Below are 26,956 nucleotides of genomic sequence, written 5' to 3' on the forward strand. Positions count from 1 at the left end.
TTGGATTCAAATCCTATTCCAATATCAATGGAATAGGTTTTTTTAGTTTAATCCGTCGTTAAAGTGTGTAAAAAGGCTTCTAAGTATTCGAGATCTAAATCACTGAGTTCACCATGGAATAACTCATCCGTTAAAGGGCTTGTGTTGGCAATTTTCTGGTAATTCTTGAGAACCTCGTCAAGGGTTTTAAATTGCCCCGCGTGCATGTAAGGTGGGCGAGTTGCAACGTTTCTTAACGATGGGGTTTTAAAGGCTTGTTCCATAATGTCAACGCGCTTGTTCAGGAAACGCACGTGTAGGCAATCATTTGGGTTGGTATTATCACTCCATTGGCTCATGCATCCAAATTCATTGTCTGCAATTTGAAGCAAAACATCAGCTCTCCCTAAATCGATTTTGTCTCTAGTGGGCGTCCCTGCATGGTGAAACTCGCCGTTACTCAGCATAGGACCGTTATGACAGTTAATACAGCTACCTTTACCAATAAATAGTTTGAGTCCTTGAATTTGCTTTGCGGATAAAAATGGATTTTCTTTCAGGTTGTTATCAGAATCTAATAACTGATCAGCATAACTATCAAAAGGCGATTGTTGCGGATTAATGGTTCTTAAAAAAGCTTCTAAGAATTTTCCTGTATTAACAAATACCAGAGTAATTTCCTCGCGATTGTCTTCACGAATACTCATCCATGCTTGAGAATTTTTGGTATTTAATTCATTTGGCATGGCAGCAGAAGAAAACAAAGAGAAGTCCCCAAGTTGAGAACCTACTATGGTTTGATATTGGGTTGAATAGTGTTGCTGAATTAGTTGAGCTACTTTGGTTCGAGATATTCCATGCTCTAATGGATTTTCCAAAGGGCCTAATGTTTGCGACCATAATGAGTCAGCACGTCCATCCCAAAAATACCAATGTTGATAAGCCATGCCTACAGTCGGCATAGAGCGTCTATTTGTTGTCCCTACTCCAATCGCTACGGGTTTATCATCCGTAAAATTGTATTCTGACTTATGGCATGTGGCGCAACTTACTTGTCCATTTTGACTAAAACGTGTGTCATTGAATATTTTCTCGCCTAAATAAGCCGCTAGTTTGTTGTTCGCATATTGGTTGCTAGGCGAACTTGGTATTGAGGGCAAACTTGACAGGCGTAGCGAATCTATCAACGCTAATTCTCGGTTGTTCCAATTTACTGACGAATCTAACGTTGAAGATGTAAGCTTATGCGGCAAAGTGTCACTTGCAGGTATTGTAAGAGAGTAACTGGCAAGTAGACCAACTACTAGCCATTTAATGTACTTAATGACCCTCATGGTCTTTCATTTCCATATTTGAATGATCTCCATGCTTGCTGTGATCCATCTGTTCCACGCTAGCATTTTCACCATCCTCGCCTACAACTAGATGAAACCGCACAAGTGCGCGAGAGCCGTAGCCAGACACATCAAAGCTTACCACCCACCAACCAGGCATATGGAAATTCATTCCTTCAATTAAGTATTCACCTTCCACCATCGTTTCAGTTATAACCGGTGTGGTGGTCATTCCATGCAGATGTTCAGGCATTTCAGCAATGGTCTCAATTTCCGCATTCGTTACTGGACTGCCATCTCTACGGGTTAGCATTAACGTCCAATTGTGAATCTTATTCAGTGGTACATCATGCTTGATATCTTCTGACATTACATTGCTATGACTCATTAAGGGTATATACCCAATTGTCAAACCACCTGAGCTTAACTGCGTTGAAGTATCTAAGTGCATTGGTCGTTCTTTCTTAATCTTTGCGAATGCATCAATGGCAAAACTGTTATGAGAAATTACGGAAAGAAGTACAATAAGTGATATCGATTTTGGGCGAAAAATTGAAGTCATAAATACATCCTATAGTTATGAGATCGAAAAAACTCACAAGAAAAATGTAGGAACAGTTTAACTTGTGAGTTAAATATTAAATGAGACTAGATTAACCTATTGTATCTTTAATCAAACGTAAGAAGTTTCCACCAAGAACTTTGGCAATTTCATCTTCTTTATAACCACGTTTTAGTAGTCCACGTGTCATATTTGGATAAGCTGCGTTATTTTCCCAGCCTACATGGCCGTCAGACCATGGCCACACTTCGAAGCTACCAATACTTGCAGCAACCTCAGGATCCCAAGAAGGTGCAGTTAAAATTTGCTCGAATGAACCTGGGATGATGAAATCAGAACCAATACCCACATGATCAATACCAGCGATATTTATTGCATGTTCGATATTGTCAATATAGTCCTCTACAGTACAGCGGTCACTGCCTGCGATAGCTCCTGGTGTGCTGATAACACCCACAACACCACCTCGATCTGCGACAACACGTAATGCTTCATCAGTAGTAGCACGGAACTGATCGACTTTTGAGATCATGCCAGCATGAGAGATTGCTATTGGTTTTTCTGAAACTTGAGCCGCTTTGATCATTGTATTTGGAGAACAATGACCAGTATCAACAAGCATGCCTAGTTGATTCATTTCGCCAACTGCGCGCTCACCTAAAGTAGATAAACCAAAACGAGAGTCTACTTTTTCCATGCTACCAGAACCAATCATATTCGTAGGATTATAAGTTAGCTGGATTATACGAAGCCCCATATCGTATGCTTCTTTTATTCGGCGAGTATCGCGCCCCATAAACTGTAAGTTCTGAGTGCCAGGCATGAAGCCGACTTTCCCTTGCATTTTAGCTTCAATGATATCGGCAGCATTATAAGTGGCCATTGCATCATCACTGAACGTACGCATTAAGCCCGGTATTCTTGCTAAATCTTTGGTAACAGCTTCCCAAGTCCACCATTCATCAGGGTCAAACATGTTGTCAGGTCTCCAACCAAACATGTCAGTAATACCAATTGAGAAGTTACCTGATGTAAGGCCACCAATTTTTGCGTTTTGAATCAACTCAGGATAGAAAGTACATTCCATTAGCGCATCGAATACAATACTTTTCTTATGAATCTCGGCCGCCTGAAGCTCTTGTTCTGGAGTCAGTCCAAAATCGTAAACTGTAGCGGGTGTCTTAATGAATTTGTAGTCTTTGTTACCGCTGTAACCACCATAAATATCTTCTTTGCCAGCGGCAAAAGCGAAAGGCATTTGACTTGCAAAAGCAGCAGCTGCTGTTGCTTTTGCCGACATTGCGAGCATGTCGCGACGTGAATATTTGGAAGTGCTCATGTAAGTTCCTTTTTTAACAGTCCATGTTATAAATTTGCACTGAAAGCAAACACATATTAGTTCCTACTTAGACTAGATCAATATCAGTTACTAGAACAATTACATATGAGATTTTTCATTCAATGGATTGATAATTTCCTGAAGGAGCGAGCGATGATGAATGTTTTGACTGAGAAGGAAACTGAACCCTTTCAAAGAGTTGTGATGGTGATAGGATATAGAACATCCTGTAGTGAATGTTTTTGACGAAATTGAGAGCTTCTATGCCAAGTAAACCTGCCCCGCTTAATAAAATGACTATGCTCATTCCGTTTGTTAAGTATTACTTATCAAAGGGGTTTGACATTAAAGATATTACAATATTAGAAGGCATTTCTTTTGAAACTTTATTAGACCCTAACCAATTGCTTACTTCTAAAACTATGAATATAGCGGTTGTTCAAATGTCTGAATTGATGGGTGAGAAAACACTAGGTTTCAATATTGGATGGGAGATGGCGCAGAAAAAAAATGGGCCATTTGCTCAATTTTTAAGTGAAGATTGTTCACTGAATGACTGTTTGAGCGCTGTTATTCGTCATTTTGATTCAGAGTCTACTGCAGGTAGCCATCAATATATAGTGAGCAGTGACTTTGTAACGATTTCAGGTAAACGTACCTACGACTCAGAAGTCAATGATAGGCGACAAGGCGATGCAACTTTTGTAGGTTTCTTCTTAGGTTTAATTGAAAGCAAAATCACAAATAAGTGGCAAGGTGACTCATTCCTTATACAGCTCACAGACCCTAGCCTAATTCCTAACGAGTTGATCCCGAAGCAAAGCATGGTTAAATCTGTTAAGAATCATATTTCTATTCAATTTCCTAGCGCATGGCTAGAAGTTTATAGTTCGAATTGTACCATAACAACTATTAACCAAGACTACTCAGAAACTATAACGACGGAGCTTTTCGCAACTAACAAGGCTAAACGTGTAACGATGAAAGAAGTTGCAACAATGGCTGGTATGTCTGTCCGTGAGTTTAAAGGTAGGCTTAAATCTGATGGGCTAACTTTTCCCCAGTTTTTGTTAAAGATAAAGATCGAAAAGGCTTGTGAGCTCTTGAATGATAATCGATGGTCTATTGAAGAGATTGCTTTACAGTTAGGGTATGTATCAACCGCAAACTTTTGTCGTGCGTTTAAAAATCGATGCGGAGAGACTCCACTGAAATATAGAAATTCTATCAATGTTAGGGGAGCTGAGAGCTAGCTATTGACAGTGGTATTGTGAGTTTTCAGCCAGATTACAGCTTTTTTGTAATACCCTAACTAAAAACTGTAACTCAGGATTGCCCAAAGCGAGCTGAAAATTGCTCAAACTTTGGTAATCGTATCGTTATGGCAATATTTTAAAGGTTCATTTCCGACAAACTATATTACCCTTCAACTCTACAACTTTTGTTAGTGTCCTAGTCTAATGATCCCGGACACTTCAATAGGCAGCGCTGTAGGCTGGGATAAACGAGCCCCTACTAATCGGGCAATTGGAAATTAAACCTTCATGGTTCACATAAGAAGTATGGCTGCCAGAAACGTTCATTGGCAACCATGCCTGGATAGACGGTTGCTAAGTTAAAGAGAGAACAAGAACTAAAATAACCTAGCGAGTTTGTTTTCAACTACTGGACTCACGTTAAAACCTAGCATGAAGTCGGGACGTGATTTTTCATCTTTCTCAAGATAATAGTTCGCCTCTATCGAAAACTTCCAGGGGCGCCCACTTATCATTGTTGTTTTTGATACCATTAAGTTCAAAGGTATCTCAGCTTGATTAGTATTCCAGTCATAGCTCATCTGCGGTGTAGAGCCATAAGTCCAGCCGCCGCTTGCTATCTCAACCCAAAGGATTTGAATGCCAGTACGGTTAACATCCTCTTTTGTCCCATTGTTCTTGATACCCCACTGGTGCGTATTTAAAGTACCAACTATGCGCTTGCTACTAAGCTTCGCTAGAAACAATTCTGGTCCCGCTGCAAACTGATCACCAGTCAAAGACTCAGAGCCTGTTGGGACCGTCGCAAACACCCCCACAGCCATCAAGTTTGTTGGATCACCAGCAAAAGATGCAGCGTAAGCCAAATCAAATGATATATCTGACACACCTGAATCTACTTTCTGACCCTTTATGTTAAAATCATTACTCATATAAGAGATTGCTGGTCGGAAAATCACTTTGTCGCCGTTATCCAGTGGGAAAGGAAGCCCCGGTTGGAAGGTTGTATTAAAGCTACTCCCACCACTTTCATAGCCACTAAAGTTTTGAAACTTAAAATTTAAACTCGCATAGGCGGTATTAGGGTTCGCAAGCTCCCTCGCTGCGGCTTCTTCTTCTGATTGGGCATTATTTTTCTTAGAGACTCCATCCTCTGCCATAGCTCCAGAAACTACTACTAGTAAAACTAGAGTCAGTAATTTTTTATATGGATTCATATTTATGGTCATTTTATTGTTAGACGTACAGCGCCACTAGTTATGGGGCACATTAAATTGTGACTACACCTTGCGACAAAAATATCGCAAGGTGTCGAACTATAATGAGGGAGTTAGCAGACCTCTTTGATAAGACGAAGCATGTTGCCACCCATGATTTTATGGATGTCAGCTTCAGAGTAACCTTTGCCTACTAGGCCACGTACTAGATTGAAGTAACCAGATTGGTTTTCCATACCAGCAAAGTTTTGTTGCCAAGGCCACACGTCAACATTTACAGCTTCAACAGCTTCTTTTGGCCAGTCAGGAGATGTCATGAATTCGTCAAACGAAGCTGCTTGTACTTGGTCTAAGGCAAAACCTACATGGTCAACACCTAAGTAGTTAGCAGCGAAGTGTATTGCATCAACAAAGTGACCAACGTTACCAACGGTAAGACCATCTTTTAGTGCACCTGGTACACCTACAATACCAAAAACCCCCCCCTTATCTGCTACCTTTTTCATGTCAGCTAGCCAGTGTGTACGTGGATTGCTTGGTGCAAGGTCACGGATACCAGCATGTGAACAAATGATTGGTGATTTTGAATGAGTAGCTGCATCAACCGCAGTGTTAGGTGAACAGTGGCCAACATCAACCAGTATTTTGGCTTCGTTCATCGCATCAATAAAACGGCGACCATAACCAGTTACGCCCGGATCGCGGCTACGATCCATTGTGTCCATACAACCACCACCTAAATGGTTATTTGAGTTGTAAGTCAACTGCATGCGGTGAATGCCTTTCTCTTTGTATTCTTTCACTCGGTCAAAGTCATTATCCAACCACTTAGAGTCTTGAACGTCAAAGAAAACACCAACCTTACCCTCTCGACTAGCTTGCATATAGTCGTCATACGACGTACAGATCTTGATAGGTTCATTGGCCTCCATTTGCTTAACAAACTCTAGATCACGATCTAGTGTATTCATATGGAACCAATCTGTTGGAATGACTTCCATCTCATTACCACTACGGCCATTTATTAGGTCGAGCCCCATTACGCCTAAAGTCATCGAACCGCCAACGGCTTTAGCTTTATTACTTAGCATGTTGGGGAACAGTGATTTGTAGTAGTCAACCTCAAACTCACCATCAAATACCATTGTGCGAGAGGTGATAGCAGAAGCTTTGGCTTCTTGTTCTGCTGATAGTCCGAAGTCAAACGGCTTAGCCCTCATCGTCATTGACTTCATATAGTCTTCTTGAACGTTTTTTTCTTCACCAAAGTAGATGAACCCACGCTCATCAAGCTTTGCCTTGGCGGTTAGATCGGCTGCAAACGCTTTAGAACTTACACCAGCTAAAGCTCCAGATGAAACTGCAACACCCGCTGTAGCAACGCCAACAGCTCCAATACCTTTTAAAAAATTGCGACGTGAATTCATTATTTTGTTTCCTCTTTAAAATCTTTAACTGCACCGCCTACATCTTTACCGATAGTGCGTAGTTTTTTTGTTCCGAATATAAGAGCGATAATTACCGCTATGATTAATAGTTGTGCTGGTGATGGAGCCATTAGTTCACCCTCAATGTTAATTTTTGACCGGCTATTTTCTGAGGCCATTTCTGTTTAGCTTTCCAAAGTAAGCAATAACTTCTTTGAAACAATTTGGCTATTTCGTAAGAGATGACGCTATTAAAAAGCAAAAATGTACGGGGGAATATGTAAACTTGGTGAAAATTATCATTGGAGAATTACTGAGTGATATCCTTATCACAAATGATAATTTTATATGTTGAGTTCGTTAATGTAAGGACCTAATCTTTTGATTAATTGGCGCGCTTATTAAGGATTTTAAGAGAGAGTTTAATGTTTAAGAGAAGCAAGAATGATCGTGAGTAAGCGACTAAAATTTCACACACACCACCGTCAACAACAATAGATTCCGTAAATAAAGGACTACAAATTGTGGCTCAGAATGTACCAGTAAACCGAGTTAGGTTTCTAATTCCTTTCTTAAAGCAATACCAATTGAAAGGTGGCTTAGTATCAGATTTTCAGCAAGAATTAGGTGTATCGACAATTAATGAGATTACTCCTAGTGATGTGTTGTCATCGGTTTTGATTAACAGCCTCGTAAACAAAATATCGGATGAAATGGACGATCCATATCTAGGGCATACTGTTGGCAAACAACTCATCAATGACAACCTGAATCCCTTCACTCAAATCCTAATTCATTCTGACTCTTTGCTTACCGCACTGAGCCAACTCGTATTGAACTTCGACACAGAATCAGCCATTAGTGAATACAACCTACTGATCAATAAAGATTATGTAATCATTTACGGTGATAGGAGCCAATTGCTCGAAGGATCAACTTGGCAAGCAGACTCATTTTTCTGCACCTTTGTGGCTACAGCAATATTAAGTCATTTAGACAAAGCGGCTGATTCGAAAAAAGTTATTATTAAATTACCCCACCCTGAAGCGATACCTCCCTCTGCGCCATTCACCGTTATCAAAGCATTTAAAAACCGGCTTGCAATACAGTTTCCTAGTAACTGGTTAAACCTATCGTCATCAACAATTAAAAGTAACGCTGAATTGCTCACCGAGGAGAAAATAAGCATAGATTTTACATCTCGAGTGAATGAGTACATTGCTAGCAATATTAACAATTTGAGCATGGAATTAGCTGCCCAATTTTGCGGCGTCTCTAAGCTAGAATTAAGAGCTCAATTGCAGCGTAAGAAGAGCGATTTTTCTAGCTTGGTACTAGAGTATCGAATGAAAGTAGCAACAACACTGTTGCTCAATCAATCACTATCAATTGATTTGGTTGCGGCTGAGGTTGGTTACAGTAATACACCGAATTTCATTCGGTCATTCAAAAAGCATTTCGGTATTACACCTTTAAAATATAGGAAAACAAACTCTTAACTGCCATCTATCTCTGATGGTTTAGTCCGTAGCTAAGCACTAAATAAATCGTTAATATCTAGGGGCAACCTGGTATTACTTCTACATTTTCAGAATTACTTAATGTAAGGCAAATCTACTTCTTTTATTTTGAGTAGTAGTCAGCCGTAACTTGCCTTGGGGCATAAATGAGTTACAGCTTCCCCTAAATCAACAATTCAGAGATAACTAAAGTTATGGAAAGTCGCTTAACGTAGCGTCCAGTATTGATGGTGCAGATCACTGACAAGTATACGGGTCTTCAGACAATATGCTTTTTCAAATATTTAAAATCATGTTCTCTACTGCCTCTCAATAAAAAAGCCCAAACAAAGGGTTGGGCTCAATTCAATAATCATGAAACCATTGTCACGGTGGTTATATTCCGATTAATTTCCCCAGATTTGGCTTACAAACTCTGGATGGTCAATAAACGGATTACGATTCCCTTGAAAATCATGCACCGCCTTATTCCGATCGATTTCTTTTTGACTTACTGGATCATCAGAATGCCAACGCTTTAGCATAGTAAGTAGCCAAGGTTCAAAAACAGTTGTATTGGTTCCATCTAGAACCGCATCAGAGCTTGTAGAGTTCCCTTCCCAATTAGCGATTTCATTTTCATAGCGTGTTGCCATGTAGAAATATGCTCTTGCGAAATCACCTTTAAATTCATCAATTGGCTCAAACACCGTACCCACATAACCAAGAGAGTTCGCTGCATTGCCTAACTTAGAACCATTGCTTGATGTGTATGTCGCGCTACTCACCTCACCAAATGGCCAATTACTACGTTTCGAGTTAACGTAGCCGTCAGTGGCAAATAAATGGTGACCGTCAGAGTTCATTGGTTCGACTTTCCCACCAAACCAGCTTTTCGGGAATGAGTGCTCACGGTTGTAGCAATCACCTTCTTTGCTGTATTGACCACATTGATCGGCCACCTTAGTAAATTGGATTGAATCTAAGCCTGAAGGTTTCTCAGAATACATATCGAGAATTGACCCATCAGTGTCATAGTATGCGTCTAGGTCAGCCTCAGACACCAACCTCCAAATAGCGGTGTAACCCTGACTACTATGATTATCAATAATTTGATATAAGGCCGTTTTTAACGCAAAGCCCACTTTGCCTTCAGCGTCTTTGTAATACTCACCTAACACTGGAGGTTCAGTTGGTGGTGTAGTCGTTGAGCCACCAATCGTAAATTCTGTACTCTGACTTGCTTGGAAATCACTACCAGATGCCACAACGGTTCCATTTACCGACAAACTGTATGAACCATTCCCCACACTGCAGCACATTCCATCTCCATAAGAGTCTGAGACTTCTAGGGTGTAGTTACCATCTGCTAAACACATTTCCACTTCATTGATGGTGTTATTTTTATAATCTGAACCAGAATAAAGATTTTGAGAAACTGAGTTTTTGAGAGACCAACTGGTTTCAGAACCATAGTTATCCGTAACTAGCGTGAGTGCGGCACTTGTGTCATTGCAGCTTTGTGTTGGTGGAGACTCCGTAGGCTGAAAGTTATCTAAATACACAGCTTCCGAACCATCAAAACCTGCATCATCATAAAATCGTACGCCCACAACGATATCTTTAGTGCTCGTAGCGCTGTACGAGTGAGTCAATGCTTGCCACTGATTCGTTAAACCATTATTCGAGTAACCTAAATAGCCATCAACAAAAAGGCGAGCTTTCACGTTGCCTTCCGTGTGGTAAACATCGACAGAGAAATCATAAGTTTTCCCTTTTTCAACACGTATCGTTTGAAGAAAGTCGGTATTACTTTGAGTACTTGTATTCACTGTTACTTGTGCTGAGAAACTGCCGTTATTTACAGGATCGGTAGAGAGCGAAAGTGCAATGCCGGAGTCAATCACACTCCAACCAGATGGTACGTTTCCTTCCCAGTTTTCGAAACTTCCATTTTGCATTTGCGCATGCGCACTCGCTGAACAAAGTAATGCAACGCCACTTAGTGTTATTATTCTATTTATCATATAACCTTCTGTTTAATGGGATAAAAACCAACTAAGCTTAGAAAGTAATCAAAAAATTAATGGAGGTATACATCACATTTATAAATGTAATCATTATGGGTTTTATTAATATATGTGATGTAAATCAATGTAACATCGACCTGTTAAATAAAGGAATAAAAAAGGCTGAGCAGGTTATCTGACTCAGCCTTTTTACTGTTTAGAACTAGCTCATTTATCGCCATTGAGCATACCAAAAAAGATCTGTCTCGATTCTGGTGTATTGTCTCTGTGAGTTTCGTATTTTACATGTGTGTTTGCATCAACAGTTTTTGATAGCTTGATACTCCAAAGTGCTTTCATTTGGTTCGGTACAATTGAATATCGGACATCGATAATACGCAGCTCATCTGTTGGGTCCTGAGCAATATAACCATTCGAGAACCAGCGGAAACGTTCAATGTCTTTGGCTTGTTGGGAATCTGGGTCTAGCCAAGGTAAATCCTGACTCACATTCAGTTTCGCAATCGACTCTCCGGGAGATACATTTACCGATGTGCCAACCCGCACTGCGTCTACATGATATTGAGCCTCTGTTTCGTACACCACTTTCCACACCAAGATATTAGCGAAGCTTGGTTTTGCCTCTAATCGAATCGGTGTGTGTTGCCTTTCTTGCGCTAATTGCCACCCAACCGCCTCTGCCCTGTCTCGTTGAATCATCCCTAATGTTGGATAAATTAGCGCCCAAGCAAACGCGACACGCGCGAGCCAAGGCGCTCGTTTCAACGTTGCACACACAAGTAAAATTAAGATGGGAAGCGTATAAACGGGATCGATGATTGATATGGTGTTCCAAGCAAAACGCGCGTTGGTGAAAGGCCAAAGTAACTGCGTACCATAAGTGGTACAAGCGTCTAACAGTGCATGAGTGCCATAACCCAGAGCACAAAACAGCCAACTTTGTTTGAAAGAAAGCCCACGTCTTTTTGCAATCAGATGATGCAGAACCAAGGCACAGATCAAACTGCCAACGGGGATAAAGAAGAGTGAATGGGTAAATTGTCGATGAAACTCCAAAGCCAACAAAGGGTCACTTTGAGACTTAATCAGTGCATCTAAATCTGGAGCCAACCCGGAGAGCAGCCCTAATACCCCAGCAACAACCAAATGTTGTTTTTTGCTGGCCGATTGTGACAAAGAAGCGCCTAACGCGCCCTGCGTTAAAGGATCCATAAACCACTCATTGATAGCATTCCGTTGAATCAAACAAGATACATTTAGCTATAGCAGTGAACTGTTCATAACTAAACGGTTTTATCAATATACTCAGGTATATAGCTGTATAAGCATAGACCGATAAACAAAAAAAGAGCAGTTATGAAACTGCCCTTTTCTAATTATTGGTGGTGGATCAATTTATTCGTTTTTGTTCTATATATTCACACTTGAACGATCTGTAATTAACGAGCAACCATGCTTGCTGCGATAACCACCAGCAATACTGAGAAGATTTTCTTAATCGTTGGAACCGGTAAATGGTTGGTAGCTTTTGCGCCCAACGGAGCCGTAAACCAAGAAGTGCACACGATACCCAGCAGCGCAGGCAGATAAACAAACCCAGCAAAACCGTCTGATAGAGCAAAATGGCTGCTGCCTGAACTGATGTAACCTATCGAGCCAAACAACGCGATCACAATGCCACAAGCCGACGCGCAGCCAATCGCCTTTTTCATATCGACAGAGAAGAACGTTAATAGCGGAACCAGCAATGCACCGCCACCAATCCCTATCATGGCAGACAAGCCACCCGTAATGGTTGTCAACACAGTGAGCACGCCTTTGTTCGGCAGTTTTCGTTCCTTAGGCGCATCATTTTTGCTGCTTAAGAACATCTTGATCGCAATAAGAACCACACTCACGGCAAACACGATACGAACGACCTTTTCCGGTAACAACGCCGCCATAAAACCACTAACCAGAGCTCCCAGAGCAACACCGAGCATGATCCAAGGTGCCAAATCCCAAGGCACATTGCCATTCTTGTGGTGAGCAAGTGCAGAAGACGTAGAGGTGAACAGAATCGATGCCAACGAGGTAGCGATCGCCGCGACAACCACTTGGTCGGACGGAAGAACTTCTAAATAAAGTAAAATGCTGCTTAACACGGGAACAATGATCAGCCCTCCGCCAATACCTAACAAACCGGCTAGAAACCCAACACCACTGCCCAGTAACGCACAGTAGAAAATCAACAACAGCAATTCACTCATTTCATCCATCTCTTAATTAAATTAATCGTCTTAAATAACACATTATTAATGTGGTTATATTTTCATCAAGCTAATTAATATAACTGACACCGACTTAAATATTCAAACAGAATAGATCATGAATATTCCTCATGTTGAATGTGAAGTAATACCATTGTTAATGGTCAACCTATCCACGTATAAAAACCTTAAGCGATTAACTTTATACGACATTAATTCTACTAAGCATTAATTTCAGACAGCATAGCCTTCGATTCTTAATCCGGTCACAAGCAAAAAATAAAAGCCGTTTTAATACTAAAGACCGAGAGAATCAGAAAACAAATTGGGATACCAAATCAGCATGAATAAAGAATTTAATTTTACGATTAAGAGCGTTAGCCTCGACGAAAACTACCAGCCTGCAGACAGCACGCGTATCACAACCAACTTTGCTAACCTGGCTCGCGGTGACAGCCGTCAAGCGAACTTACGTAATGCACTACAAATGATAGACAACAGTTTCAATGCGTTAGCACACTGGGACAATCCGAAGGGCGACCGCTACTCTGTTGAGCTTGAAATCATTTCTGTTGATATGGATATTGAAAGCAACGGCGAAGCATTCCCTTCAATTGAAGTGCTGAAAACCAATATTGTAGACCGTAAAACTAACGAGCGTATTGAAGGCATTATCGGAAATAACTTCTCTTCTTATGTTCGAGATTATGACTTTAGCGTACGTCTATTGGATCATAATAAAGGCCAAGATAAATTCAGCATTCCAGAAGATTTTGGTGACTTACACGGTAAGCTTTTTAAATATTTCGTTAACTCTGACGCTTACAAAAAGAACTTTAATAAACCACCTGTTATTTGCTTAAGCGTGTCAGATAATAAAACCTATTACCGCACTGAAAACCAACACCCTGTATTAGGTTTTGAATACCAACCGAATGAGTCTTCTTTAACTGAACAATATTTCAAGAAGATGGGATTACAGGTTCGTTATTTCATGCCGCCAAACAGTGTTGCTCCTCTGGCTTTCTATTTCTTTGGTGATCTGCTGAACGATTACTCTAACCTAGAGCTTATCAGCACCATCAGTACCATGGGTACTTTCCAGAAAATCTACCGTCCTGAGATTTACAACGCGAACGCGGTTGCGGGTAACTGTTACCAACCAAACTTGAAAAACTTGGATCACTCGCTGACTCAAATCGTGTATGACCGTGAAGAGCGAAGCCAGCTAGCGGTTGAACAAGGTAAATTCGCAGAAGAGAAGTTCATTAAGCCATACCAATCAGTTCTAGAGAACTGGTCGGCAAATTACGCACTTTAATCGTCTATTGCGCTTTCAAACCACCCAAGGATAGGCAGTATTATTATGAAAACACTATTACCGACTTCAACAGCGGGCAGCTTGCCGAAACCGTCTTGGCTTGCACAACCAGAGACGCTTTGGTCACCATGGAAACTTCAAGGCGATGAACTCACAGACGGCAAACAAGATGCGCTGCGTGTCTCTCTGCACGAGCAGCAGCAAGCAGGCATTGATATTGTGAGTGACGGCGAACAAACACGTCAGCACTTTGTAACGACCTTCATTGAACATCTGAATGGCGTTGATTTTGAAAAGCGTGAAACCGTTAAAATTCGCGACCGTTACGATGCCAGTGTGCCTACAGTGGTTGGCCCTGTTTCTCGCCAAAAATCCGTATTTGTCGAAGATGCAAAGTTCTTACGTCAGCAAACGGATCAACCGATTAAATGGGCTCTGCCGGGGCCTATGACGATGATAGATACGCTTTACGATGCGCATTACCAAAGCCGTGAAAAACTGGCGTGGGAGTTTGCGAAGATCCTCAACGAAGAAGCCAAAGAACTTGAAGCGGCAGGCGTGGATATTATTCAGTTCGATGAACCCGCATTTAATGTGTTCTTTGATGAAGTGAACGATTGGGGCATCGCTTGTTTGGAAAGAGCCATTGAAGGGCTTAAATGCGAAACCGCAGTACATATTTGCTATGGCTACGGCATCAAAGCGAATACGGATTGGAAAAAGACACTAGGCACCGAGTGGCGTCAATACGAAGAAGTATTTCCTAAGCTGCAGCAATCGAATATCGATATTATCTCTTTAGAGTGTCACAACTCTCATGTACCTCTTGAGCTACTTGAACTGGTGCGAGGCAAGAAAGTGATGGTTGGTGCGATTGATGTGGCAACCAATTCGATTGAAACACCGGAAGAAGTGGCTAGCACTCTTAGAGAAACACTTAAGTACGTTGATGCAGACAAGCTCTATCCTTGCACCAACTGCGGTATGGCTCCCCTACCTCGCGAAATTGCCTCAGCGAAGCTTAATGCGCTCAGTGCTGGCGCAGAGATCGTTCGTAAAGAGCTTTCAGCGTAACGCTTTCCTAAAGAACAAAAGCTATCCCCTGAAGCCTAAGTATCACATCGATGCTTAGGCTTCCGTACTCTTCTCAACTTCCACTCTCTATTTATCTAACCTTTATCTATCTAAGAAGGTAGCCATCTTCTTCAAAGTGATTAGCGCCTTATCAAGCTCGTCTCTTTCAATGCCTTCAGCGCCACTTTCAGCCCATACTTCCTGTTTTTTATCTAATAGCGAATACGCTTCTTTACCCTTTTCAGTCATGTTAACCAACTTTGCTTTTTTGTGATTCGGGTTATCAAGCCAAGTTAGTAATCCATCTTTCACCATAATATCTGTAACACGCTGAGTCGCTTGTCTGCTTTGCCCCATAATACGAGCAATTTGAGAAACCGTGACCAGATCATCGGACTTTTCGATCGCCCCCATCACCTTCCATCTGGCACTGCTTAACCCTAATTCTTCGGTTAATTTATCACCCTCAGCATTCAATAGACCACTGACCTTAAAGATCTCTAGTGCGATCTTTGTAAAAACTTCTCCATTCGTATCCATAACACCCACTTTGACAACATGCTGTCATTAAATTAGACTTAAACCAAATTGACAACATATTACCAAATTGACAGCGAGAATGATATGAAACCAATAATCCACAAAACAGCAGCATTAACAGCAACACTGTGTATCGCGACATTCTTTACCAGCACATTACTTGTAGAACTGTTTGGCACTTTGGAATCAGTGAAGCTAGTCAAATCGATGATCGTTTTTCCGGGCTTGTTTATTCTTGTCCCTGCCATTGCTATCACTGGTGCGACCGGTGCATCTATGGCAAAACAACGTAAAGGAAAAATAGTTGAGCGCAAGAGTAGACGCATGCCAATTATCGCGCTCAACGGGATCGTTATTTTGATTCCGGCCGCGTACTTTTTGAATCAGTGGGCAAATTTAGGAGAGTTCGACTCTGTGTTTTATGGTGTTCAGGTTTTAGAACTGATAGCTGGCGCGACCAACCTAACACTGATGTCTTTGAATATTATGGACGGCAGAAAGTTTCGTCCTAAAAAGGCGAAACAAGGCTAAGCTCATTGTCTTTAAGCAAACTATACGTGGCTGTTACCAGGTTTTATCTAGGTCTTTAGCATACAAAGAGATCGCTCGTTGGTACTCTTTGATCGCTTCGCTATTCGTCGTGGAAACTAAAAGCTCAAGTAACAGCGATGTCGCCTCTTTATGGCGACCTAAATTGTACAAACACATTGCGTAGAAAGGTTTCACTTCTATCGATTCAGGATACTCAGCCATCGTCTGTTCGAAATAGCCTAAAGCCTCTGCATAAAGGCCAAGGCTTCGATAAGTACTCGCCAAGCCGAACAACGCATCAAAACGCTCTACTGAAGAAAGCACGCCAGACAGAGACAATACATAGTGCTCAATCGCCTGTTGCTCTTTGCCTTGGTTGTCGTAAGACCACGCAATCTGTAAATGAGCTTTCGCCGCATAGTTTTCATCAGTGAGTAGCGTTGCCAGTAAGTCACGCGACTCTTGATACTTTTCTTCTTTTCGCAATTCGATAGCTTGTTTGATAATGGTGTCCATAACTCTCCCTGTCGCTTAAGCGCTGTGCTATGCGTTCATTTCTTCGAACATCTGTTTGTAAGACTGAGTTTGCAGTGCCGATTGAGTCAGCCCGAATTTATTGGCTAACAACTCAAGCTCACTTTTATACACAGACAACTTAGATTCATCGTCCGTCATGATTGCAAATTCAGCAAAATCACCGATACCCGCAAGAGAATCAACCGTGATATGGAACTCTCCAACAAAGTAAATACTGCGAGTTTTCTGCGCTTTTAGAATCACTTCGTAACCCAAGTTTTCAAGCATACTCTTCGCATTCGAAGCATCGGTGATGTTTGTCGCTTCACATCGATCAGACTCTGGGCCTTTTACGATCCATAATTTGATGCCCGACGGCTCCATGGTACGAATACACAAGCTTTTGTTCTGAGCCTGTAAGCTTCTATCAGGGCTATCGAAATACCAATCACATTCCTGATTGTCTTGCAGCATTACTTCATGAGGAATTAGGTTCAAAGTTTTCAAGAACTCAGACTTAGAGCTAAGTCGATACTTCAGCTCAACCTCATATTTGCCTTTGAAATGGTCGTTGGTCATAAGATAGCTCGGTGCAAAAAAGGCGATACTAGCACACGAACCGCATCCGAAATACAAACTGACGCACAACACAAACTAAAGCAGTGGAACTATGTTCGACACGCTAATACACGCTGCCATTCTTCTCGGCTCATAGCGCCTTTAGAAAGGTAAATATTGTGCTTCTGCATTGCGCCTTTCGTGTATGAAAGCTTGATGAATGAGCCAATTTCAAACGGAAGAAAGCTACGCTGTAAAGTCACATCACAAGCAACGCCATTTAAACGTACATGACCGTTCGTGATTTCAAATGAGCTATCGCGAAGCTTCCACCACAACATTAGAATTTTTATTAATGGAGGAACATAAATTATCAGCCCTATGGTTAGCAGCGATGAACGATCACCGTCTGATATCCAATAGACAATACCTAGTGCAATAACAATAAACAGTAACTCTGAAAATAAGTATTTAACAAAATTTAATTGGATACGGTTATCCATGACACCCTCTCAATGATGATCCTAAAAGCAGCTCCATTTCAACGAGCCCTTTCACTTCAGACAACTGAGTAAAACCTTTTGATTGATAAAGCTTAATCGCGGGATTCTCACTGAACACACGTAGCACTAACTGAGTTGATGCTTGATTGTTCGCATGTTCAATAGCCAAATCGAGACACTTAGAGCCAAAACCTCGACCTTGATAGTCAGCTAATATCTGCAAGTCCCTAAGAAACGTTGTACCACTAGCGTAACTGAAGCGAACAACACCAATACGGCTATCCTCCACATAAATTTCATAGTTATCCAGCTCATCCCAGCTCCGTAAAAACTGGCTATGACCCCAAGCGATGCCAAGCGCATCGTAGTAACTCGCCATATTCGTTTTGGTGATCGATTCAGCGAACTTAGGATCTGAACCTTTGACCAACCTTACTTCCATATTGTGTCCTTTGTTTTCAAATCACATCTGAATACGGCATAGAAAAATGCCGCATATGTTGAATCACTTTTAGGTACATTCTGGTTTCACTTCCTCCCATTGTGTATCCCATTCTTCGCCTAACAAATTAGAAAGTTTTTCACAGTCGTATAGATAGCGAAGACTATCTTTACAGTACGAAGTAAGTATTTCAGTTAACTGAGCAGACGCTTTCTCGTTGTCTTTGAGTTTTCCGTACATCATCAAACCAGTCCTAAAGGTGTCTTGATCGAGGTCAGACGCTTGCTTCGATAACATCCCAAAGGAAATAGCGTTAACAGACAGGGTTAATGCAATCGCATCGCCTTCATCTCCCTCTAATTCACAAGCACTATAACGAGCTAACAAGTTCGATGTTTTAATTAATGGGGCAAGGTCTTTTGTATTGGCATATTTATAGGTTTCAAAACCTTGCCGTACCGCAGCTTTATGACTGTCTTTAATGCTCACAACATAGTCTGTCAAAACATGTAAGCTCGCATATGCGCCTAGCCCGAAAGCCACAATGAACACGGCGATTAATCTGATCACTTATCTCTCCTAAAAGAACCTTATGCTGGTCAATTTTAAACGGCGTCTTGTAGTAACAGCTCTACTTGCCATCGACCTTTTCTATAAACCAACTTCCTTGGCACGGTCCATTGGTTAAGTGCCATCGGCCATCAAATCTATTGCCACTGCCATGTGCGGAAAAACGATAATCCCATTGGCGATGTTTAGCATATAAACGTAAGTCGCCGCTTTCCGTAACCCAACCCTCTAACGGTGTTCCATTGTAGGTAAGCCTTAGAGTAGCCTTACCCTCACGAATAGTTCCGGTGATGGTTGTGCGTTCACACATATTATTGCCAGTGGTGTTAATACGGCGGCCTAGCCACTCACCGTCGAAATCGGTAGAGGGAACAAATTGGGGACTATCAGGAAGTTTAGGAAACGACTCGGAATTACTGGACCCGAACCACTGGAGCTCACGACCAACGAGGAAGAAGACAACAAAGCTGATTGATATCGCTATCACAAATCCTTTTTTCATTATCCTCTTCCTAATCCGCTGACCTTAAGAAAAGAACCCTAACATAATGAAAAGTAATAACTTAATATCAATTTAATTAATTTTGATATATTCCACAAATTGCATTCAAATGTTGAATATAGAGAAAGCGACATCGTACGAAAATGCCGCGCATTGAGAATCAATTATGGGCAGTGCCGAAAGCTCTGCACAGAGAAGCCCTAACCTTCCAAGGCATTGCGCCAATACTGAACGGTTTTCTCCGACACCGAGCCTGTCTCGCTCGCCGCTGATACTAGAAACTCACATAAGCGAGTTGCGACCTCTTCATTACCTAACAAGTATAAACTGCGAATCGCTCGCGTTAGCCTCAATTGGTTATGGTCATGATTTTTAAGCCATACGTGATTCGCCGGGCTAAGTGGCAACGATGACGATATTACACTCCCGTTGCGCTGCATACCCCAAAACTCAAGCATCAGGTCAAGTACTTGTAGATGAGCAGCGCGAAGTGCTTCTGAGTCAGCAAAAATCACCCTGTCTTCTTGAGTAACCAACGGTGCATGTTGATTAAACTTAGTCCCCTCATCTATTGGGAAAAATACTTGAATGTACTTATGGTCATGCTCCAACCAAAAGTGATTATAAGCTAACAATTGTTCAATATTACGACCAAACTTATCCGGCGCTTCACCAGATATAAAGCGAGCAATCTCACTCATTTTCAAATCCTACTGACTATAAACCCCCACTTGTGGGCGAATGCATTATTACGCAGTCAGCCGTGAAAAGCCTAGTCCTTTACGTTGTAAGTACCGATCTGACTTAGAACTCCAAATACCACGCGTTAGGAATCACATTTGAATACTTTCGACTTACTTTTCTAACAAACGACACTGATATTCTGCGACACATTTTAGCTCTGCTGCATGTTCAGGGAATCGTTCGTGAAGAAAACACAATGCACCCGTTGGCGTAGCGTATGAGTTTTAGACTTTAGCCAGCAACCAGTGTGTTAATAACTGAGTACTAAAACCTAAACGACTAAGAGAGATAGGTAATATACGCACCGAAAGATTACATCTTTCAAAGAAAAAACCCTTCAGAAAGCGTCCTTCGGTGCATACAATTTCAAGCGACTTACACTAGTGACTAATGTAAGTCGCTAACATAAGAAACTAGCGTAAGCGTCTCAACACAACCTGTTGGTCAAGCTCATTCTGATAGTCCGTGTAATCAAGTCCTTGATCAAATATGTACTCAGTGACAAGAGTACGAATGCACTCAACCAATGTGCTTGCTTGCCAAGGCTTTTCAAAGTAACGGTCGATACCTGCTGCATTAATCGCATTGATGGTATCAGTATGAGTGGCCTGCCCCGTAAGAAGAATTTTCTTTGTATTCGGAAAGCGGCTGTCATGGAACACTTCAGTGAGTAACTCCACACCCGTTTTCCCTGGCATCACATGATCAGACACGATGACGGTAATGTGTTCGCCTTCTGCGTCAAGTTCATCAATGAGATCAAGCACTTCTTGCGCTGATTCACAATCTTCAATATTCAGCCAACTCGCCAGCGGCTCTAAATCTTGTATCACTGCGCTCAGTACTTCTCTCTGGTCATCGACACAGATTAAATTAAGCTTCTCCATGTTCACCCTCTATTGGTAACTTGATTCTAAATACAGTTTTAGAAGCATCACTTTTCACAATGATACTTCCGCCATAACCTGCCACAATCCGCTTAACTACTGATAAACCCAATCCCAACCCAAACGATAGACCACCTTTTTTAGTGGTGAAGTTGGGCTGAAATATCTTTCTACGAGTCGCCTCATCTATCTCAGGGCCGTTATTCGTGATCGTAACTAATATTCGTTTCTTACTTAATCTGGTTTGAATTTCTATTGTGGCATCGTCTGAATTCGACATTGCATCACAAGCATTCTTTACAATGTTGACCCAAATCTGAACGAGCTCTGTTTTCGAGCCTTTAAAACACGGTAAATCCGCAGGGCTCAATCGCACAGACACTCTACGCAACTCACTTTGTAACAACGATAAGGCATGGTTAATGGAGTCGTTAATATCAACTGCTTCTTCCGTGTCGATATCAGTTCTGCCAAGTTGTTTAACCGATTTTACGATGCCGACGGTGTGTCTAGATGCCAAACGTAAATCATGTAAATCACAGCCCATTTGCCAAAAACGAATCGCTTCTTCTGGGTTTTTCAGCCAGTGCTTTGAAATAGCGTCTGTTGCAGATAACGCGTCAATTGGAATCGCCTTTGCAAGAGAGCGAGCAGTGTTTTTGTCTAAACCATACTTTCTTTCAAATTGTCGCCCACGTGTTCGTGCTTCTAACGACGACGTTTTCTGACCATGCATTAACCCAAAATCGAAAAATTGACTGGCTTCTGGATGCACTTCTTCAAGCAGATCCATGATGACCGTTTCAAGTCGACCAGATTTACTATTTACGACACCAATAGCGTTGTTAAGCTCATGAGCAATCCCTGCAGCTAATTGACCCAAGGTCGTCATTTGCTCAGCAGTATGTAACTTCTCTAGCGCTTTTTGTTTCGCTATTGCTTCTTGTGTTGCACGGCGTTGACGACGCGACAACTCGTTGACAATCACAGGTGTGAACTGTGCAGTAAGAGGACCAAATTTACGTTCATCTTCTGCAGGCGTGTCTTTATCGATCCACGCTAACTCAACATCGGTTTTAGCAACAACCGTTGAAGATGCTGTCCAATTACCTGAAAAGAAGCTATGAACGCCTATAAAAGCCCCACTACCCGCGCTAAATACTCGCACTTGCGGTGTATTCGCATCGGTATAAAACCCTTCCAGTTCTCCACTAAACACATAATATAAACGTGTGTTTAACGCTGATTGTTCAATAATGGTGTTACCGGCACGGCACGTCACCCGACGTTCTGTTTGGTTAAAATAGCGCTCGATAAGTGCTTCTAACTTATGTTGATACACGTATCGTTATCCTATGTGACCAATTGAATGTAGCAGCCACACCATAACAAAACTCAGTAGCACACCAACCACACCCAAAATAATACCGATTCTGGCCATTTGATTACTTTGCACATGACCAGTGGCATGAGCCAACGCATTCGGTGGTGTACTGATTGGCAGCGACATACCTAATGAAGCGGCAAAGGTCACAACCAGAATTAACGTTATCTCACCGCCTAGTGGCGTGAGTGAAGCCATAGACGAACCTAATGCAGCCATAATTGGCATTAACAAGTTGGCCGTTGCGGTATGAGACATAAAGTTTGCCATTAGCAAACACAAGAACGCCGCTCCGAACAACACCACATAGGGTGAGTAAGCATCGAACGGAATACTGTGGACCACCAGCTTTGCTAAGCCAGTTTTATCGAGTGCTAAACCAAGCGCAATACCACCTGATACAAGCCACAATACGTCCCAAGAAATTTTCTTCAGGTCTTCTTTATTGATGATCCCAGTAAGAGAGAACACAGCAACAGGAATCAGAGCGACGGTATAAGAGTTCATGCCATGGCTTGAACCCATTAACCAAAGAATGATGGTGAGCGCAAAAGTGACGTACACCGCAATGGCTTTTGGTGTTTTAAGGAATTTACCTTTAATACTTAGTTCGATTTTCTTTTGGTCAGCTTTGTACATAAAGCCGATTAAAAACCACGCTAACGCCATCATAATAACGACAAACGGCACACCAAATGCCATCCATTCGCCGAACGTAATGAGGTTATCGCCAACTAAATATTTTAGTGCGATGGCATTCGGAGGGGTACCGATCGGGGTACCAATGCCACCGATGTTAGCGGCAACAGGGATACAAAGCGCAAACGCTACACGACCGGGGTCTTTCGGACCAAACACAGCCAGTACCGACGTTAAAATAGAGAGCATCATTGCCGTTGTTGCCGTGTTAGACATAAACATCGAAAAGATACCAGTGATCAACATTAAGCCGAGCATCACAAACTTTGGGTCTTGCCCAAATGGCTTCAACAACACGCGCGCTAAGTTTACGTCTAATCGATATTTAGTGGCAGCCATCGCTAAGAAGAAACCACCTAAAAACAGCATGATGATTGGACTGGCGAACGTCGCCATGATGTCGCTGTATTTTAACAACTCACCGAAATGTTCTTCCCCATGATCAAACCTTAGAAAGATCAGCCCTTTATCCGACAACATCAATAATTGCAGAACGATAATAACAACAGACGTCGCGTAAATCGGGATAGGCTCGAACACCCAGCACAATGCCGCTAATAAAAAGATCGCGATAACGCGTTGTTGAATAATCGTAAGGCCTTCAAATGGAAACGCTGATAGCGGCATTACGAGGATAATAAAAGGAATTAAAATAGGGATAATGTATTTAATATAGGGGCGCATAGCACAAAACTCTTCCTGAGATAACAACTACTTAGAAATTAGATTTACAGCTCTAATTTAGATCCGACAACGAATTATCGAGCTCTTATCGCTATCTCACTATCGGCTAGATCAATGATTACGTGATCGCGATACCCCCAGTTTCGTTTCTGTGCGCTACCTCAATGTTTGTATGTCATTTATTGTTGAAATTAAATTCAGGAGAGTGGTTTCTACGTTTCTAGTCATACTCCGTTCCAGTTATTCTAGGTACTGTCAGAACAGATCCGTCACTTAAAGTCATGTCTATAAATTGAGGGCCACCTCTGATAAAAACGTAGAACAAGCTCACTGGGTTAGGTATGCCTGAAACTTGTCGTATCGACTAAGAACCCCACAAAACGGGTGGCTCTATCTCTAGATTTACTGTTCTAACAAACAACACTGATACTCGGCAATGTGCTTTAGCTCCGATGTATGTTCAGGGAATCGTTCGTGAAGAAAGCACAATGCATCCGCTAGCGTTATCTGGTGCAGGTTCAATGTATAGCCAAAAACCAATCGGTGGATATTGTCATAGAGCTCATCTGAATTATCTGAGCTTTTACACTGCGCAAAGATAGCTTGATCAATCTCATCGTCTGGATCTTCCAAAGGGCTATTGGCCTGTCGATAAAGATTAGAAAGCATTGCGTCATATTGCTCTTTCGACACCTCTTCCTTACAACGCAGTATCCACGTAAGTGTAATGAGGTTATGCCCAAAGAAACCAAATTGTTTGAAGCATGCTTGTAATACGCTATTGAGCTCTACGAATTCGCTTGTTTCGGTGTTTCGGTCGCCATCAGAACGGGTCGATGTAACAAATTCAGTGAAGCGGTTAAGAAATGCAGGAACTTGAAACGGCTCTAACTCACTGTAAACACGATTCAGCGCCAATAAGATAGTCACATTGTGGGAAAGATATTCACTGGTTTGAGAAGCCTGTGAAACGTAATGCGAGAAGATATCTTGAAAGCCCTTATTCTCATGCCACTGCATTAAAGCAGCATACGACGCTGGGTATACCCCATTATCCAATATCCTATGAATACGAAAATCCGTAAACTTTGGCGCTTGTAGCATTGCAGAGTACTCGCCTAAAGCTTCAATCTCAGTTTGGTTTATCAGCTCACTCGTTTTAAGCCAGACATTGTCTGATTTAACGAAATAAGCATTCAGATAATTCGCAGCCAAATAAGCTTTTAAAGAATGAGGTTGATGGATGCTAGCACTGCTATAAAGTGCCTTTTCTAATAGTTGGTCGCTTGTCATGTTTCCTCCTTGAAAATAAGACCGAATAGATTTGATTGTTATATGACTAGCATCTTTGAGAAGCAAATCGAACGGTCTACACCGACATATTTACCATATGCACTGGATTCTGAGTAAGAGTGGCGACAATAAAAGGTCGCCGCTTTGAATTTATAATTAAATTTAATAAAACTCTTGATATTAATTAATATTATAAAACTAAATAATCCATACGTTGGCTATCTTCTTATTTTCCTTTAAGTGAACCATAATAACTAAAAGTAATTATACGTATTAGATTTCGAACCAGTAACACCTGCAATACCAACTTCTATTAGCCCTTTTCTCATTGCATGGTATATAGTAAGAAAACTTGGATACTTTAATAACTTCATTCCATGAATACGTGTTCTATTACACCCCTTTAAGAGCTCTTTCCTTGAAACATTAAATGGAAAAATATGATTTCGAGGTTGGTGATGGAACGCTAATAGAGAAGAACGTTGACGAATAGCTTTAAATATTGCATTCACAAGCCAACCGTCCAATGATTTCATTTGCTCTTCATCGTTAATCAGGGGATAAAAACTCATTATACCTTTAAAAAATATACGATTGCTTCGTCCATTTAAGTATGCTGAAAGCATATCTTCTGACAAGTTCCCGTACATATACCTTCGAATTTCGCAAATAGCACTCAGCAGAGCTTCATCCTCATTATTCGCGGGAATTTTTAATGCTTTCAAAGGCGAAGATTTCAGTGGTTGTATTAAATGCTTATACAAAATATAAGAAATTTCACGCTTTATTTTAATTACAGATGACTTCTTTATTGATACCTTGTCAATAGAAATTGAATAACCTAAGAACTCAATATTTTCTTTTGATTTTAAAAATTCAGATTTCTTTGCATCTGTTGACAAAATACTAATACCCTCAGATTTATCAGCATTAAGCGCAACACCGACTTCTCTTGAGAACGCACTCATAATATCTAAAGCTTTTGTTATCTTAGTATAGTCTTGTGACCATATAATTGTATCATCAGCATACCGAGCAAATTGTAGGCCCTCTTTCTCTAATTGTTTATCAAGTTTCCAACAGGCTAAATTTGCTAAGAATAGAGAAATTGATGTTCCTTGAGGTATGCCTTTATCACGCCCTTTCAAAAAGGCCTTAATTACAGATCGCTCTTCGTTACTTATAAAAAAACCATTTTGGTCAAACTGCTCAAAAAGATATTGGTGTGAGATCGTGTCAAAAAACTTTGAAAAATCAAACTCTGCGACAAAGAGCCTAGCATTTTGAGACAATTCAACGGCTATATCTTGAATAGCAAAGTGAACGTTACGATCATCACGATAAGCATACGAAAATGAACTAAATCGATGTTTGTTCTTTTTAAGCAGGCGGTGATAAAAAAATGTAGATATAGCTGCATCAGGGATTTGATACATTGCTACTTCACGGTAACCACCCGAAGATTTTGCTACATTATTAGTCGCAGGAGGGAAAGGTTCATAGGTCTGAGCTTCAATCTTTCTTGCTATCGAATGTGAAATTGTCTTCGCGTGCTTTTTTACATAAAACGGGTCAAACTTTCTATCGTTAGACCAATGGGGAGGTTTTACTACTGTTTTTAAGTTTGTTGGTGCAGAAGAGCGCTTTAATTTCCTCTCGTTCTCAACATGTAAAGCATTATGGTATGCGTGGTGTCGAAGAGCCAATTTTTCAGCTTCGTTTTCTATATACCACGTAATTTTTTCATGTAAATCCACTCTTTTCTCCTAAAAAAAACCCAGCTTTCGCTGGGTTAATTTCACGGACACAACCTACG

26 protein-coding genes and 1 pseudogene are annotated in these 26,956 nt (G+C 41.3%); 5 read left to right on the top strand and 22 right to left on the bottom strand.

Translation table 11 applies throughout. The features are described from left to right. Window positions 1-47 precede the first annotated feature (47 nt). The 3 genes from HRQ85_RS11080 to HRQ85_RS11090 form a co-directional block, all read right to left on the bottom strand. Window positions 48-1,313 carry a cytochrome-c peroxidase gene (locus HRQ85_RS11080; protein WP_048613656.1) on the bottom strand — a complete coding sequence of 422 codons (1,266 nt, stop codon included), beginning with the start codon at window positions 1,311-1,313 and terminating at the stop codon, window positions 48-50. After that, complete coding sequence (locus tag HRQ85_RS11085; protein ID WP_048606601.1) at window positions 1,300-1,875, bottom strand: FixH family protein; 576 nt, start codon at window positions 1,873-1,875, stop codon at window positions 1,300-1,302. Before HRQ85_RS11085 ends, HRQ85_RS11080 begins: the two co-directional genes overlap by 14 nt. Window positions 1,876-1,966: 91 nt before the next feature. Further along, a complete protein-coding gene (locus HRQ85_RS11090) occupies window positions 1,967-3,214 on the bottom strand; it encodes a dipeptidase (RefSeq protein ID WP_048606598.1) in 1,248 nt (415 codons plus the stop codon). Between the two features lie 263 nt (window positions 3,215-3,477). On the opposite strand from HRQ85_RS11090, the gene HRQ85_RS11095 reads away from it, so the two are divergent. Beyond that, window positions 3,478-4,467 carry a helix-turn-helix domain-containing protein gene (locus HRQ85_RS11095; RefSeq protein ID WP_172379617.1) on the top strand — a complete coding sequence of 330 codons (990 nt, stop codon included), beginning with the start codon at window positions 3,478-3,480 and terminating at the stop codon, window positions 4,465-4,467. Window positions 4,468-4,847: 380 nt separating this feature from the next. On the opposite strand, the gene HRQ85_RS11100 is transcribed toward HRQ85_RS11095, so the two are convergent. The 3 genes and pseudogenes from HRQ85_RS11100 to tatA form a co-directional block, all read right to left on the bottom strand. After that, the gene (locus HRQ85_RS11100) at window positions 4,848-5,687 is read right to left on the bottom strand and encodes a hypothetical protein (RefSeq protein WP_172379618.1); all 840 of its coding nucleotides are present in this window, start codon (window positions 5,685-5,687) and stop codon (window positions 4,848-4,850) included. A 113-nt stretch (window positions 5,688-5,800) separates the two neighbouring features. Further along, window positions 5,801-7,114 (bottom strand): membrane dipeptidase, encoded by a 1,314-nt coding sequence (locus tag HRQ85_RS11105; protein ID WP_172380056.1) that lies wholly within the window; start codon window positions 7,112-7,114, stop codon window positions 5,801-5,803. Window positions 7,115-7,125: 11 nt separating this feature from the next. After that, window positions 7,126-7,245: pseudogene (gene tatA, locus HRQ85_RS11110) on the bottom strand (twin-arginine translocase TatA/TatE family subunit); the annotation flags it as partial. 393 nt (window positions 7,246-7,638) lie between these two features. Here tatA and HRQ85_RS11115 point away from each other — a divergent pair. Then, complete coding sequence (locus HRQ85_RS11115) at window positions 7,639-8,613, top strand: helix-turn-helix domain-containing protein (protein ID WP_172379619.1); 975 nt, start codon at window positions 7,639-7,641, stop codon at window positions 8,611-8,613. A 407-nt stretch (window positions 8,614-9,020) separates the two neighbouring features. Here HRQ85_RS11115 and HRQ85_RS11120 read toward each other — a convergent pair whose 3' ends face one another. The 3 genes from HRQ85_RS11120 to HRQ85_RS11130 all read right to left on the bottom strand — a co-directional run bounded on the left by HRQ85_RS11120 (window position 9,021) and on the right by HRQ85_RS11130 (window position 12,892). Then, window positions 9,021-10,640: an endonuclease gene (locus tag HRQ85_RS11120; protein ID WP_172379620.1), complete on the bottom strand. Its 1,620-nt coding sequence runs from the start codon at window positions 10,638-10,640 to the stop codon at window positions 9,021-9,023. A 210-nt stretch (window positions 10,641-10,850) separates the two neighbouring features. After that, window positions 10,851-11,855, bottom strand: a complete 1,005-nt coding sequence (locus tag HRQ85_RS11125) for a metal-dependent hydrolase (RefSeq protein WP_172379621.1) — start codon at window positions 11,853-11,855, stop codon at window positions 10,851-10,853. 227 nt (window positions 11,856-12,082) lie between these two features. Then, a complete protein-coding gene (locus HRQ85_RS11130) occupies window positions 12,083-12,892 on the bottom strand; it encodes a sulfite exporter TauE/SafE family protein (RefSeq protein WP_029235341.1) in 810 nt (269 codons plus the stop codon). Window positions 12,893-13,235: 343 nt separating this feature from the next. On the opposite strand from HRQ85_RS11130, the gene HRQ85_RS11135 reads away from it, so the two are divergent. Together HRQ85_RS11135 and HRQ85_RS11140 are read left to right on the top strand one after the other, a co-directional pair. Then, window positions 13,236-14,213, top strand: coding sequence for a DUF1852 domain-containing protein (locus HRQ85_RS11135; protein ID WP_050653353.1), 978 nt, complete (start codon window positions 13,236-13,238; stop codon window positions 14,211-14,213). 45 nt (window positions 14,214-14,258) lie between these two features. Beyond that, window positions 14,259-15,287 (top strand): methionine synthase, encoded by a 1,029-nt coding sequence (locus HRQ85_RS11140; RefSeq protein WP_172379622.1) that lies wholly within the window; start codon window positions 14,259-14,261, stop codon window positions 15,285-15,287. A gap of 102 nt (window positions 15,288-15,389) precedes the next feature. On the opposite strand, the gene HRQ85_RS11145 is transcribed toward HRQ85_RS11140, so the two are convergent. After that, window positions 15,390-15,827 (bottom strand): MarR family winged helix-turn-helix transcriptional regulator, encoded by a 438-nt coding sequence (locus tag HRQ85_RS11145; RefSeq protein ID WP_048606983.1) that lies wholly within the window; start codon window positions 15,825-15,827, stop codon window positions 15,390-15,392. Window positions 15,828-15,911: 84 nt separating this feature from the next. Here HRQ85_RS11145 and HRQ85_RS11150 point away from each other — a divergent pair, with 84 nt between their 5' ends. After that, window positions 15,912-16,358: a hypothetical protein gene (locus tag HRQ85_RS11150; protein ID WP_172379623.1), complete on the top strand. Its 447-nt coding sequence runs from the start codon at window positions 15,912-15,914 to the stop codon at window positions 16,356-16,358. 33 nt (window positions 16,359-16,391) lie between these two features. Here HRQ85_RS11150 and HRQ85_RS11155 read toward each other — a convergent pair whose 3' ends face one another. The 12 genes from HRQ85_RS11155 to HRQ85_RS11210 form a co-directional block, all read right to left on the bottom strand. Further along, entirely contained in the window at window positions 16,392-16,874 is a 483-nt protein-coding gene (locus tag HRQ85_RS11155) for a tetratricopeptide repeat protein (protein ID WP_050644720.1), read from the bottom strand. A 27-nt stretch (window positions 16,875-16,901) separates the two neighbouring features. Continuing rightward, entirely contained in the window at window positions 16,902-17,453 is a 552-nt protein-coding gene (gene cyaB, locus HRQ85_RS11160) for a class IV adenylate cyclase (RefSeq protein ID WP_172379624.1), read from the bottom strand. Between the two features lie 89 nt (window positions 17,454-17,542). Continuing rightward, window positions 17,543-17,935 carry a hypothetical protein gene (locus HRQ85_RS11165; RefSeq protein WP_172379625.1) on the bottom strand — a complete coding sequence of 131 codons (393 nt, stop codon included), beginning with the start codon at window positions 17,933-17,935 and terminating at the stop codon, window positions 17,543-17,545. After that, the gene (locus HRQ85_RS11170) at window positions 17,928-18,377 is read right to left on the bottom strand and encodes a GNAT family N-acetyltransferase (RefSeq protein WP_172379626.1); all 450 of its coding nucleotides are present in this window, start codon (window positions 18,375-18,377) and stop codon (window positions 17,928-17,930) included. The genes HRQ85_RS11165 and HRQ85_RS11170 overlap by 8 nt, the downstream gene beginning before the upstream one ends. Before the next feature lie 69 nt (window positions 18,378-18,446). Then, on the bottom strand, window positions 18,447-18,947 hold the full coding sequence (locus tag HRQ85_RS11175; RefSeq protein ID WP_172379627.1) for a hypothetical protein: 501 nt from the start codon (window positions 18,945-18,947) through the stop codon (window positions 18,447-18,449). Between the two features lie 61 nt (window positions 18,948-19,008). Further along, on the bottom strand, window positions 19,009-19,449 hold the full coding sequence (locus HRQ85_RS11180) for a hypothetical protein (RefSeq protein WP_172379628.1): 441 nt from the start codon (window positions 19,447-19,449) through the stop codon (window positions 19,009-19,011). 200 nt (window positions 19,450-19,649) lie between these two features. Further along, complete coding sequence (locus HRQ85_RS11185; RefSeq protein WP_172379629.1) at window positions 19,650-20,150, bottom strand: opioid growth factor receptor-related protein; 501 nt, start codon at window positions 20,148-20,150, stop codon at window positions 19,650-19,652. A 456-nt stretch (window positions 20,151-20,606) separates the two neighbouring features. After that, window positions 20,607-21,080 (bottom strand): response regulator, encoded by a 474-nt coding sequence (locus tag HRQ85_RS11190; protein WP_017070648.1) that lies wholly within the window; start codon window positions 21,078-21,080, stop codon window positions 20,607-20,609. Further along, window positions 21,067-22,422 (bottom strand): ATP-binding protein, encoded by a 1,356-nt coding sequence (locus tag HRQ85_RS11195; protein WP_172379630.1) that lies wholly within the window; start codon window positions 22,420-22,422, stop codon window positions 21,067-21,069. The genes HRQ85_RS11190 and HRQ85_RS11195 overlap by 14 nt, the downstream gene beginning before the upstream one ends. A gap of 6 nt (window positions 22,423-22,428) precedes the next feature. Then, complete coding sequence (locus HRQ85_RS11200; protein ID WP_172379631.1) at window positions 22,429-23,847, bottom strand: SLC13 family permease; 1,419 nt, start codon at window positions 23,845-23,847, stop codon at window positions 22,429-22,431. Window positions 23,848-24,249: 402 nt separating this feature from the next. Beyond that, complete coding sequence (locus tag HRQ85_RS11205; RefSeq protein WP_172379632.1) at window positions 24,250-25,140, bottom strand: hypothetical protein; 891 nt, start codon at window positions 25,138-25,140, stop codon at window positions 24,250-24,252. A gap of 254 nt (window positions 25,141-25,394) precedes the next feature. Further along, on the bottom strand, window positions 25,395-26,897 hold the full coding sequence (locus tag HRQ85_RS11210; protein WP_172379633.1) for a reverse transcriptase domain-containing protein: 1,503 nt from the start codon (window positions 26,895-26,897) through the stop codon (window positions 25,395-25,397). Window positions 26,898-26,956: the final 59 nt, after the last annotated feature.

Origin of the sequence: Vibrio sp. Vb339 (assembly GCF_902751245.1) — a bacterium.
In the GTDB taxonomy this organism is placed as follows: domain Bacteria; phylum Pseudomonadota; class Gammaproteobacteria; order Enterobacterales; family Vibrionaceae; genus Vibrio; species Vibrio coralliirubri.

Bases quoted from the DNA above. Each gene is read 5' to 3' on its own strand.
- HRQ85_RS11200 (WP_172379631.1), bottom strand. From the start codon at position 23,847: ATGCGCCCCTATATTAAATACATTATCCCTATTTTAATTCCTTTTATT.
- HRQ85_RS11180 (WP_172379628.1), bottom strand. From the start codon at position 19,449: ATGAAAAAAGGATTTGTGATAGCGATATCAATCAGCTTTGTTGTCTTC.
- HRQ85_RS11165 (WP_172379625.1), bottom strand. From the start codon at position 17,935: ATGGATAACCGTATCCAATTAAATTTTGTTAAATACTTATTTTCAGAG.
- HRQ85_RS11170 (WP_172379626.1), bottom strand. From the start codon at position 18,377: ATGGAAGTAAGGTTGGTCAAAGGTTCAGATCCTAAGTTCGCTGAATCG.
- HRQ85_RS11080 (WP_048613656.1), bottom strand. From the start codon at position 1,313: ATGAGGGTCATTAAGTACATTAAATGGCTAGTAGTTGGTCTACTTGCC.
- HRQ85_RS11140 (WP_172379622.1), top strand. From the start codon at position 14,259: ATGAAAACACTATTACCGACTTCAACAGCGGGCAGCTTGCCGAAACCG.
- HRQ85_RS11135 (WP_050653353.1), top strand. From the start codon at position 13,236: ATGAATAAAGAATTTAATTTTACGATTAAGAGCGTTAGCCTCGACGAA.
- HRQ85_RS11095 (WP_172379617.1), top strand. From the start codon at position 3,478: ATGCCAAGTAAACCTGCCCCGCTTAATAAAATGACTATGCTCATTCCG.
- HRQ85_RS11100 (WP_172379618.1), bottom strand. From the start codon at position 5,687: ATGAATCCATATAAAAAATTACTGACTCTAGTTTTACTAGTAGTAGTT.
- cyaB (WP_172379624.1), bottom strand. From the start codon at position 17,453: ATGACCAACGACCATTTCAAAGGCAAATATGAGGTTGAGCTGAAGTAT.
- HRQ85_RS11145 (WP_048606983.1), bottom strand. From the start codon at position 15,827: ATGGATACGAATGGAGAAGTTTTTACAAAGATCGCACTAGAGATCTTT.
- HRQ85_RS11155 (WP_050644720.1), bottom strand. From the start codon at position 16,874: ATGGACACCATTATCAAACAAGCTATCGAATTGCGAAAAGAAGAAAAG.
- HRQ85_RS11090 (WP_048606598.1), bottom strand. From the start codon at position 3,214: ATGAGCACTTCCAAATATTCACGTCGCGACATGCTCGCAATGTCGGCA.
- HRQ85_RS11205 (WP_172379632.1), bottom strand. From the start codon at position 25,140: ATGACAAGCGACCAACTATTAGAAAAGGCACTTTATAGCAGTGCTAGC.
- HRQ85_RS11125 (WP_172379621.1), bottom strand. From the start codon at position 11,855: ATGGATCCTTTAACGCAGGGCGCGTTAGGCGCTTCTTTGTCACAATCG.
- HRQ85_RS11190 (WP_017070648.1), bottom strand. From the start codon at position 21,080: ATGGAGAAGCTTAATTTAATCTGTGTCGATGACCAGAGAGAAGTACTG.
- HRQ85_RS11130 (WP_029235341.1), bottom strand. From the start codon at position 12,892: ATGAGTGAATTGCTGTTGTTGATTTTCTACTGTGCGTTACTGGGCAGT.
- HRQ85_RS11150 (WP_172379623.1), top strand. From the start codon at position 15,912: ATGAAACCAATAATCCACAAAACAGCAGCATTAACAGCAACACTGTGT.
- HRQ85_RS11085 (WP_048606601.1), bottom strand. From the start codon at position 1,875: ATGACTTCAATTTTTCGCCCAAAATCGATATCACTTATTGTACTTCTT.
- HRQ85_RS11120 (WP_172379620.1), bottom strand. From the start codon at position 10,640: ATGATAAATAGAATAATAACACTAAGTGGCGTTGCATTACTTTGTTCA.
- HRQ85_RS11185 (WP_172379629.1), bottom strand. From the start codon at position 20,150: ATGAGTGAGATTGCTCGCTTTATATCTGGTGAAGCGCCGGATAAGTTT.
- HRQ85_RS11105 (WP_172380056.1), bottom strand. From the start codon at position 7,114: ATGAATTCACGTCGCAATTTTTTAAAAGGTATTGGAGCTGTTGGCGTT.